This window comes from Halomonas sp. 707D4 (assembly GCF_024158685.1).
GTDB lineage: Bacteria > Pseudomonadota > Gammaproteobacteria > Pseudomonadales > Halomonadaceae > Vreelandella.
Map to the genome: position 1 here is coordinate 1 of NZ_JAMZBD010000184.1, position 5,867 is coordinate 5,867.

A 5,867-nucleotide genomic window follows, 5' to 3' on the forward strand; every position below is an offset into this window, starting at 1 on the left:
GCCACGGGCTGGTCGATCGTCCGGCGAAGCTCCTCGGGAAGCGTGAGGTTCATGCCCAGGCCGATCACCACCTCGCAGGGCCCGGCGGCGTCGCCGGTCACCTCGATCAGGATACCGGCGAGCTTGCCGAGCTCGCCGCCCGCAAGCGGCAGCAGGATATCGTTGGGCCACTTGAGCGCTGGTGCCGCGCCGTGGCGCTCGAGCACCTGGGCCACCACCACGCCGACCGCCAGGCTCAAGCCCTCGAGGGAGGCGACACCGGCATCGAAGCGCCAGCCAAGCGACAATAGAAGCCCCTGCCCCCAGGCGGTGCTCCACGCCCGGCCGCGCCGGCCGCGCCCGGCGCTCTGGCGCTCGACCAGGCACGCCTCGCCGTGACCGGCGCCCTGGGTGAAGCGCCCACGCAGGAATTCGTTGCTCGAGTCGAGCTGGTCCTCGACGAACAGACGGGCAAGCAGATGGCGCGCCTCGGCGGGCAGCCCCGCGACCACGCGCTGCCCGCTCAGGGGCTCGAGCGAATGCGCCAGCCGGTAGCCGCGTCCTTTCACGGCGATCAGTTCCACGCCCATGGCGTCGAGCTTCTTCAGCTGTTTCCAGACGGCGGCGCGGGAGACGCCCAGCGCCTCGCCCAGGGCCTCGCCGGAATGGACCTCGCCATCGCTCAACAAACGCATCAGGTTACCGATGGTCATGTCCTTGCCCCAGTTGGGAAAACGCCTATCTTACCGGATGCGTCATCACGGCGAAAACTGCCGCCTTTGGGTTATTGACTTGATCCTTTGTTTAAGACAGCGCTGGTAGTCGGCCTACCCCAGACCCTATAATGCCGCCCTATTTTTCCAGCAGGATCGCGTCGTGATCGAGAATCTTCGTAACATTGCCATTATCGCCCACGTTGACCACGGTAAGACTACCCTGGTCGACAAGCTGCTCAGCCAGTCCGGCACCCTCGACCGCAAGGCCGAAGGCCAGGAGCGGATCATGGACTCCAATGACCAGGAGAAGGAGCGCGGCATCACCATCCTGGCCAAGAACACCGCGATCCAGTGGCAGGATGGCAAGGGCACGAACTACCACATCAACATCGTCGACACCCCCGGGCACGCCGACTTCGGCGGCGAGGTCGAGCGCGTCATGTCGATGGTCGACTCGGTCCTTTTGCTGGTCGACGCCGTCGACGGCCCGATGCCGCAGACCCGCTTCGTGACACAGAAGGCGTTCGCCCAGGGCTTGAAGCCGATCGTCGTGGTCAACAAGATCGACCGCCCCGGCGCGCGCCCGGACTGGGTCATCGACCAGATCTTCGATCTGTTCGACAACCTCGGCGCGTCCGATGAGCAGCTCGACTTCCCGATCATCTACTGCTCGGCGCTCAACGGCATCGCCGGCATGGAGCCGGACGCCCTCGAAGAGAACATGAACCCGATGTTCCAGGCGATCGTCGACATCGTCGAGCCCCCGGCGGTCGAGATCGACGGCCCGTTCCAGATGCAGATCTCGGCGCTGGACTACAACAGCTACGTCGGCGTCATCGGCCTTGGCCGCATCAAGCGCGGCAGCGTCAAGCCCAACCAGCAGATCAGCGTGATCACCAAGGAAGGCAAGACCCGCAAGGGCAAGGTCGGCCAGGTGATGACCCACATGGGCCTGGAGCGCGTGCAGACCGATGAAGCTACCGCCGGCGACATCGTCTGCATCACCGGTATCGAGGATCTGGCGATCTCCGACACCCTGTGCGACGTCAACACCCCCGAGGCGCTGCCGCCGCTGACCGTGGACGAGCCGACCGTCTCCATGACCTTCCAGGTCAACGACTCGCCGTTCGCCGGCAAGGACGGCAAGTTCGTCACCAGCCGCAACATCAAGGATCGCCTGGACCAGGAGCTGATCCACAACGTGGCGCTGCGCGTCGAACAGGGCGAGACGCCGGAGAAGTTCAAGGTGTCCGGACGTGGCGAGCTGCACCTGTCTGTGCTGATCGAGACCATGCGTCGCGAAGGCTTCGAGCTGGCCGTGGGTCGTCCCGAGGTCATCATCAAGGAGATCGACGGCGTCAAGCAGGAGCCCTACGAAGAGGTCATCATCGACTGTGAAGAGCAGCACCAGGGCTCGATCATGGAAGAGCTCGGCTACCGCAAGGGCGAGATGACCAACATGAACCCGGACGGCAAGGGCCGTGTTCGCCTGGACTTCATCATCCCCGCGCGCGGCCTGATCGGCTTCCGTGGTCAATTCCTGACCCTGACCTCCGGCACCGGCATCCTGACCAGCCGCTTCGACCACTACGGCCCGCTCAAGCCCGATGCGTCCATCGAGCGTCGCAACGGCGTCATGGTCTCGATGGTCGACGGCAAGGCCCTGGCCTACGCGCTCTACACCCTGCAGGAGCGCGGCAAGCTGATCATCGACCACGGCACCGAGGTGTACGAAGGCATGCTGGTCGGCATCCACAGCCGCGCCAACGACCTGGTGGTCAACCCGACCAAGGGCAAGAAGCTTGACAACATGCGCGCCTCGGGCAACGACGAGAACATCGTGCTGACGCCGCCGGTCAAGTTCACCCTGGAACAGGCGATCGAGTTCCTCGACTCCGACGAGCTGGTCGAGGTCACGCCGAACTTCATCCGCCTGCGCAAGAAGCTTCTGAAGGAAAACGAGCGCAAGCGCTCCTCCAAGAAGTAAGCGCTCGCCGCGATGACCCGAAAGCCCGCCTCGTGCGGGCTTTTTCGTGTCCGGCGCGTATATGGCCTGCGGTAAAGCCTTTCGTTGTGCCGGGATTAACGCAGCCTAAACGCTAGGGGGCTGGAAAGCGCGCGCATTCTGGCGCACAGTGAAAAGCAGATCGCGCCGCGACGCACGACCCGCCAAGAATTCATACAAACGTTTGGCTCGTGCCACTTGGCGCCGCGTGATCAACAATAATAGCCAACCCCGGGTCGGGCGCCTGCCCTGCTCGTACGAGGAATGCATGACTCCCATCATCGAAGTACAGCGCGTCAACAAGGCGTTTGGCGGGCTCAAGGTCATCAACGACTGCTCGATCCAGGTCGAGAAGGGCTCGATCACCGGCATGATCGGCCCCAACGGCGCCGGCAAGTCGACGCTGTTCAACCTGATCGCCGGCGCCCTCACCCCGGACAGCGGCCATATCCTGCTCGACGGCGAGGAGATCACCGCCCTCCCCGCCGACGCGCGCTTCCACAAGGGGCTGTTGCGCACCTTCCAGATCGCTCACGAGTTCGGCCAGATGAGTGCGCTCGAGAACCTGATGATGGTGCCGCCACGCCAGGCCGGCGAGCGCCTGTTCGACACCTGGTTCAAGCCGGGGCTTGTGCGCCGCGAGGAAGACGAGGTGCGCCGCCGGGCGCTGGAGGTGATCGACTTCGTCGGCCTGCACCACGTGCGTAATGAGCTGGCGGGCAATCTCTCCGGCGGCCAGAAGAAACTTCTGGAGCTTGGCCGCACCATGATGACCGACGCCAAGGTGGTACTGCTCGACGAGATCGCCGCCGGGGTCAACCGCACGCTCCTGGGCGATCTGATGGGCAACATCGAGCGGCTGAATCGCGAGATGGGCTACACCTTCCTGGTCATCGAGCACGACATGGAGATGATCGCCAGGTTGTGCGACCCGGTGATCGTGCTCGCCCAGGGCAGTGTGATGGTCGAGGGCTCCATCGACGAGATCCAGCGCAATCCCGAGGTGATCGAGGCCTACTTCGGCAGCGACGCCGCCTGACGCGGCGGCATCACCCATAACAACACCGATCATTTCACGAGACACCGATACCATGACGAGCGATACGTCACCCAAGGCCGGTCCCCCCGGCGCCACGCCGCTTTTGTGCGCGCGGGACGTGCACGGCGGCTACGGCGGCATGAACATATTGAATGGGGTCGAGATGACGCTTCACGCCGATGAAGTCGGCGTCATCGTCGGCCCCAACGGCGCCGGCAAGTCCACCATGCTGAAGGCCGTGTTCGGCCTTCTGAACGTGAGCCAGGGCGAGATCCTGCTCAATGGCGAGCCGATCCACAACCTAGCGCCGAACCAGCTGGTCAAGCGCGGCATGGGCTTCGTCCCCCAGGAGAAGAACGTCTTCCCGAGCCTCTCGGTGAAGGAGAACCTGGAGATGGGTGCGTACCTGAAGCCGCACAACGTCAAGCGCATGCTCGAGCAGGTGTATGAGTTCTTCCCGCCGCTCAAGGAGAAGCGCCACCAGAGTGCCGGCGAGCTCTCCGGCGGTCAGCGCCAGATGGTCGCCATGGGCCGCGCGCTGATGGCCGAGCCGACGCTCTTGCTGCTCGACGAGCCCACTGCCGGGCTCTCGCCGCTCTACATGAACGAGATCTTCGACCGGGTGAAGAAGATCAACGCCGCCGGCGTCGGCATCCTGATGGTCGAGCAGAACGCCAAGCAAGCGCTCGCCATCGCCGACAAGGGCTTCGTGCTGGCCGCCGGCCAGAACCGTTTCACCGATACGGGCGCGGCGCTGCTCGCCGACCCGGACGTCGCCAGAAGCTTTCTGGGCGGCTAGCCCGGGGGAGAAATTCGTGAACGAACTGGTCTTTTTCATCAACAACGTCGTGATCGCCGGCAGCGTCACCGGCTCGATCTACGCCATCGGTGCGATCGGCGTGACGCTGATCTTCAGCATCATGCGCTTCGCCCACTTCGCCCATGCCGACATGATGACCTTCGGCGCCTTCATGGTGCTGCTGCTCACCACGGCGTTCCCCGCCGCCGGCGCGGCAATCGGCGTGCCGACCGCGCTGATCATGCTGCCGCTGGCGATGGTGCTGACCGCGCTTCTGGCCGTGGGTATCGACAAGGCGTTCTACAAGCCGCTGCGCGCCTTCGGCGTCAAGCCGATCGTCATGGTGATCGGCTCTCTCGGCGTCACCCTGATGCTCCAGGGCTTGATTCGCCTGTTCGCCGGTACCGGCGGCCAGAGCCTCTACGTGGGTGATCGCAAGGAGATCTTTCGCCTCGGCCTGCCTTTCGAAGGGGCGCGGGCGCCGATCGTGGTCACCGAGCCGCAGCTCTATCTGTTCGTGATCACGGTCGTGGCGGTCGTGGCGCTGGCGCTGTTTCTCAACCGCTCGCGCCTTGGCAAGGCGATGCGCGCGATGTCCGACAACCCGGAGCTCGCCCAGGCCTCGGGCATCAACACCAACACCATCGTGGCCGTGACCTGGGTGATCGCCGGCGGGCTTGCCGCCATTGCGGGAACGCTCTTGTCGCTGGACGTCACCTTCAAGCCTGACTTGAGCTTCTTTCTGCTGCTGCCGATCTTCGCCGCTGCCATCGTCGGCGGCGTGGGCCACCCCTACGGGGCGATCGCCGGCGGCTTCGTGGTGGGCTTTGCCGAGACGCTTGCGGTATTCAACTGGAACGTGGTGCTGCGCCCGTTTCAGGAGCGCTTCCCCGCCTGGCTCGAGCTTCCCTCGAATCTCGCCTTCGTGGGCACCGAGTACAAGATTGTGGTGCCGTTTTTCATCCTGGTCGCCATTCTGGTCTGGCGCCCCACGGGCCTGTTCAAGGGCAAGGTGATCTGATGAACGATAAAACCGCTTCCTACACGCCCCGCGACACCACCGTGACCCGACGCTTTCCGCTGCGCGAGGTGGTGCTGTTCGCCGCCCTTCTGGTGGCGGTGCTCGGCGTCTACGCGCTGATGGGCGCGGCCTACAGCACGCGCATGCTGGTCGAGGCCGCCTGCTACGCGATCCTGGCCCTGGGCCTCACCATCCAGTGGGGCTACGCCGGGCAGTTCAACGCCGGCGTCATGGGGTTCGTCGCCCTCGGCGGGTTTAGCGCCATGCTGTTCAGCGTGCCGGTCAACGACGCCTTCTGGGGCACGGAG

General features: G+C 64.6%; 5 protein-coding genes and 1 pseudogene. 5 read left to right on the top strand and 1 reads right to left on the bottom strand.

The window, feature by feature from the left end; genetic code table 11:
- A partial coding sequence (locus tag BIS11_RS09405; protein WP_253585964.1) for a biotin--[acetyl-CoA-carboxylase] ligase occupies positions 1-692 on the bottom strand: 692 nt, incomplete at its 3' end.
- Positions 693-855: 163 nt separating this feature from the next.
- Here BIS11_RS09405 and typA point away from each other — a divergent pair.
- The 5 genes and pseudogenes from typA to BIS11_RS09430 form a co-directional block, all read left to right on the top strand.
- Positions 856-2,682 (top strand): translational GTPase TypA, encoded by a 1,827-nt coding sequence (gene typA / locus BIS11_RS09410; RefSeq protein WP_253419229.1) that lies wholly within the window; start codon positions 856-858, stop codon positions 2,680-2,682.
- Positions 2,683-2,968: 286 nt separating this feature from the next.
- Positions 2,969-3,739 carry an ABC transporter ATP-binding protein gene (locus tag BIS11_RS09415; RefSeq protein ID WP_253419232.1) on the top strand — a complete coding sequence of 257 codons (771 nt, stop codon included), beginning with the start codon at positions 2,969-2,971 and terminating at the stop codon, positions 3,737-3,739.
- Positions 3,740-3,791: 52 nt separating this feature from the next.
- Complete coding sequence (locus BIS11_RS09420; RefSeq protein WP_253419235.1) at positions 3,792-4,538, top strand: ABC transporter ATP-binding protein; 747 nt, start codon at positions 3,792-3,794, stop codon at positions 4,536-4,538.
- 16 nt (positions 4,539-4,554) lie between these two features.
- Positions 4,555-5,559 carry a branched-chain amino acid ABC transporter permease gene (locus BIS11_RS09425; RefSeq protein WP_253419237.1) on the top strand — a complete coding sequence of 335 codons (1,005 nt, stop codon included), beginning with the start codon at positions 4,555-4,557 and terminating at the stop codon, positions 5,557-5,559.
- Positions 5,559-5,867, top strand: a pseudogene (locus BIS11_RS09430) (branched-chain amino acid ABC transporter permease); the annotation flags it as partial. The gene BIS11_RS09425 and the pseudogene BIS11_RS09430, both read left to right, overlap by 1 nt.

Bases quoted from the DNA above. Each gene is read 5' to 3' on its own strand.
- BIS11_RS09415 (WP_253419232.1), top strand. From the start codon at position 2,969: ATGACTCCCATCATCGAAGTACAGCGCGTCAACAAGGCGTTTGGCGGG.
- BIS11_RS09420 (WP_253419235.1), top strand. From the start codon at position 3,792: ATGACGAGCGATACGTCACCCAAGGCCGGTCCCCCCGGCGCCACGCCG.